The organism is Calothrix sp. CBUCES-K 9914, from assembly GCF_059640475.1.
Window position 1 is genome coordinate 1 of sequence record NZ_JBXXZH010000443.1, and the last position, 4,395, is coordinate 4,395.

The window sequence follows — 4,395 nt, forward strand, 5'->3', positions numbered from 1 at the left end:
CATCGAACTAATGCCCAAAGGTCTCTTGACATATGGGCGCCAGCCTTAACTTGACGCCAATGGCAGGATGCCCATTCCACAAGATAATTAAAAATTCTAGGTGAAATAATGCACTTCCTTTGTATGATATTAAATTTATTGGCACTATAAGAATATTTCCATAACCTCTATGACACAGCAATTCCGCATAACCCTTTTACCTGGCGATGGCATCGGTTCCGAAATCATGAACGTTGCTGTGGATGTACTAAAGGTTGTAGGAAAAAAGTTTGATATTGAGTTTAATTTTCAAGAAGCGACCATTGGCGGCGCCGCTATCGACCTAACAGGTGAACCATTACCCGAAGAAAGTTTAGATAAATGTCGCAATAGTGATGCAGTATTACTCGCAGCAGTAGGTGGTTACAAATGGGACTCATTACCACCAGCAAAGCGTCCCGAAGGAGGTTTATTAGGACTACGCGCGGGTTTAGAGTTGTTTGCGAATTTACGACCAGCGACAATTATTCCTGAATTGATCGATGCTTCATCATTGAAAAAAGAAATTGTCGAAGGCGTTGATATTATGGTGGTACGTGAACTGACTGGAGGTATTTATTTCGGTAAACCTAGAGGAATCTTTACCACAGAAACAGGTGAAAGACGTGGTGTAAATACAATGGCTTATACCGAGTCAGAAATTAATCGTATTGGTAGAGTTGCTTTTGAAACTGCACAAAAACGTACTGGTAAGCTATGTTCTGTAGATAAATCTAATGTACTAGACGTATCACAACTCTGGCGGGAAAATATTACTAAACTAGCAACAGAATATCCGGCAGTAGAACTTTCACACATGTATGTAGATAATGCGGCAATGCAACTTCTAAGGGCGCCGAAACAATTCGACACAATTGTCACAGGTAATTTATTTGGTGATATTCTCTCGGATGCGGCAGCCATGTTGACAGGCAGTATAGGTATGCTACCATCTGCTAGTCTGGGTGCAACTGGGCCAGGAGTATTTGAACCAGTTCATGGTTCTGCCCCTGATATTGCAGGACAAGATAAAGCCAATCCTTTGGCACAAGTATTAAGTGCTGCAATGATGTTACGATACGGCTTAAATCAACCCGCAGCCGCTGACCATATTGAAAAAAATGTGTCGCTAATTCTACAGAAAGGTTTGCGTACAGGGGATATTATGTCACCAGGTATGAAGCTTTTAGGCTGTCGTGCAATGGGCGATGCGTTAATTCAAGCGTTAGAAGAATAATGGTTTGGGTTGAGCAGCATCAACTGAAAGTAAACCTTTACACAAAATAGTAGTATAACCAGTGTACGCTTTAAAACAAGAACCCAATAACTATACGAATACCAGAAACCAGCCAGCTTTGATTGACCCTGCCTTAATCAGAGCAGCTGGACAAATATACCATACATACTGTGAAGTTCATCCAGAAATCACAGGACATGCTTCGGGTGTAGCAATAAATCGTTCTAACCATCGAGGCAAAGTGATTTTTACCCAACATCCGGTATTATTACCAGAAGAATGCTTTGTACCTTTGAGTCAAATCGAATCGTACATGTATTAGTTATTCTAAAGTTGATTTTTCTAAAGTTGATTTTTCTCAATCATCACTAACCAATAGTCAATAGTTAATCTTTCAATTTGTCATTCAGTAAAGAAAAAAGAGCCAGTGACAAAACATACTTGTAGCTTGTACAAATGACAAAGGACAAATGACTTTGATTATGTATGGATATTTTGATGTTGTTCCCGGCAAGTCTTATTGTCTTTGCCTTTGGTGCATCGATTGGTAGTTTTATAAATGTAGTCGTCTACCGTCTCCCTGCTGGACTGTCGGTAATTTTTCCACCATCACGGTGTCCGCATTGTCTAAACCAGTTGAGAGCTAATGATAATGTACCTGTGCTGGGATGGTTTTGGTTAAAAGGGCGTTGTCGTTATTGTAAGAGTAAGATTTCGATGCGTTACCCTGTAGTTGAGATGATTACGGGGTTATTGTTTTTACTAGTATTTTGGGTATTTGAGTATTCCCCTTTGACAATTGGATATTGGATTTTTTGTAGTTGGTTACTTGCTTTATCGTTAATTGACTTCGATACAATGACTTTACCCAACCCGTTAACTAAATCTGGTTTGGTATTAGGGGTTTTGTTTCATACGGTTTTGGGTTTTGTACAGTTTAATAGTTTGAATGGTGCTTTTAACCAGATGTTCGGCGCCATAGTTGGTGCTGTTGTAGGGGTATGGCTTTTTGATGCAATTACATTTATAGGTTCGGTCATTTTTCAGAAAGAAGCAATGGGGGGAGGAGATGCGAAACTTGCTGCGATGATGGGCGCCTGGTTAGGGTGTCCACATTTACTATTAGCTGTTCTCATAAGTTGTATAGTGGGTGTACTAGCTGGTGGAAGTGGTGTAATACTTCAAAGCCGGAAATGGGGTAAAAAAATGCCATTTGGTCCATGTCTTGCCCTAGGTTCGGTAATTACCCTATTTGGAGGTCAAAATATAATCGCTAGCTACATACAGTTATTTCCAAGATAAAATGCTTTCAACTTTATTGCTTTACAACTGTAAATTTGATTACCCCAACAATTTTTGAAGTTTTGGTAGTATTATGCTGTAGCTTGAATATACTCTTCATGAAGGGCGCCGTGCCAGTATCGAGTCGTGCATACGGCCGGGAGCAAGCAAGTTATGGAGTTGATTCTCATCTTGGTGAGAAACTAATATTCGCGTACTTGCTCGGCTTGAAGTTGCTATAAAACAAACGAGATACTTGAATTGGTATACATATTTTCGTTAAGCTGGCAACCAAAGATGCTGTTAAAAGGTCTGTTTTGCTTAAAAGATCAACTAAAGAATTTGGGCAATTTGACCTGACGAGCGATATACTACCCACGAAGCATAAGAAAAGAAAATGGCAAACAACGAAGAATCACGCGGTTTAAAATCTCTGTTAGATTGGTTTGCAAATCGACGAAAATCAGGGTCTACAACTCCAGAGCGCCAAGAACGCGAAATTGCTGATGGACTCTGGCACAAATGTTCTAAATGTGGAGTATTAAGCTACACAAAAGATTTAACAGCGAATCAAATGGTTTGCACCGAGTGCGGATATCACAACCGAGTAGATAGTGATGAACGAATTCGCCAATTAATTGATGCTAATACATGGAAACCATTAGATGAGCATTTACGTCCATCTGACCCATTACAGTTCCGCGACCGTAAACCCTACAGTGACCGTCTGCGAGACATGCAGCAAAAAACAGGTTTGACTGATGCTGTAATAACTGGTTTAGGACAAATTGATGGGTTGCCAGTTGCACTGGGTGTGATGGACTTTCGCTTTATTGGCGCCAGTATGGGTTCAGTAGTAGGCGAAAAACTAACTCGTTTAATCGAACAAGCAACACAACGCCGCTGTGCTGTTGTAATTGTTTGTACATCGGGTGGCGCGCGGATGCAAGAAGGAATGCTATCGCTAATGCAAATGGCAAAAATATCAGGCGCCTTACAACGTCATCAAGACGAGCGACTATTATATATACCAGTTTTGACAAACCCAACAACAGGGGGTGTAACAGCGAGCTTCGCAATGTTAGGAGATATAATTATTGCGGAACCTAAAGCAACAGTAGGCTTTGCTGGTCGGCGCGTGATAGAGCAAACCTTGCGAGAAAAACTACCAGAAGATTTCCAAACGGCGGAAGATTTACTCAAGCACGGGTTTATCGACGAAATAGTACCCCGTACCCAAATGAAGAAAACCTTAGCACAATTAATCGCGCTGCATCAGCCCTCATCACCAATACTCGTAAATAACATCAACAATCAGCATGTTACACACACCAATCATAATGTTGTGATGTGGGATACTAGAAGCTTAAGCTCTACTGTTGCTGAGTAAATACAAAAACCCGGTTCAAGCGAGATATTCATTTTGGCGTATTGTAGCATAGGCGTCTCGCCTGTGCAGTGATATATTTTTTACCACGCTCGACACTGTAGAGACCGAATTAATTCGGTCTCTACACACTATTAACTTTTAAATCGGCGCCATGTAGTACAAAGGAGTGCGCGTAAACTGGTAGCACCGTTTGTTAAATTTAGTTTGCTTGGCACTTCTGTTACGCACTCTCAAGGATAATGTTTTACTAGGGGATATAGTAAACAAACCCCAGTAATCGAAAGTCCGCATTTTAAGTATAAAATAGTACTTAAATATTGTTTACAAATGTAACACCCCAGTGCTAGCATGACCTGCGTTGCATTTATTGGAAATTGCCATTGGAGACAAATCAACTTGACTTGTTCTCACCAACTGAAATAGTAAGGGTGCCAATTAATAGAAGCCCTGTGTTATTGATGGATGATAT

General features: G+C 40.6%; 4 protein-coding genes. All 4 read left to right on the forward strand.

Translation table 11 applies throughout. The annotated features are described in order from the left end of the window. Positions 1-169: 169 nt before the first annotated feature. The 4 genes from leuB to accD all read left to right on the forward strand — a co-directional run bounded on the left by leuB (position 170) and on the right by accD (position 3,926). The gene (gene leuB / locus AC2JBO_RS43470) at positions 170-1,255 is read left to right on the forward strand and encodes a 3-isopropylmalate dehydrogenase (RefSeq protein WP_496959828.1); all 1,086 of its coding nucleotides are present in this window, start codon (positions 170-172) and stop codon (positions 1,253-1,255) included. Between the two features lie 61 nt (positions 1,256-1,316). Then, positions 1,317-1,577: a hypothetical protein gene (locus tag AC2JBO_RS43475; RefSeq protein WP_496959829.1), complete on the forward strand. Its 261-nt coding sequence runs from the start codon at positions 1,317-1,319 to the stop codon at positions 1,575-1,577. Positions 1,578-1,741: 164 nt separating this feature from the next. After that, a complete protein-coding gene (locus tag AC2JBO_RS43480) occupies positions 1,742-2,557 on the forward strand; it encodes a prepilin peptidase (protein ID WP_496959830.1) in 816 nt (271 codons plus the stop codon). 376 nt (positions 2,558-2,933) lie between these two features. Then, on the forward strand, positions 2,934-3,926 hold the full coding sequence (gene accD, locus AC2JBO_RS43485; protein ID WP_496959831.1) for an acetyl-CoA carboxylase, carboxyltransferase subunit beta: 993 nt from the start codon (positions 2,934-2,936) through the stop codon (positions 3,924-3,926). The last annotated feature ends 469 nt before the right edge of the window (positions 3,927-4,395 follow it).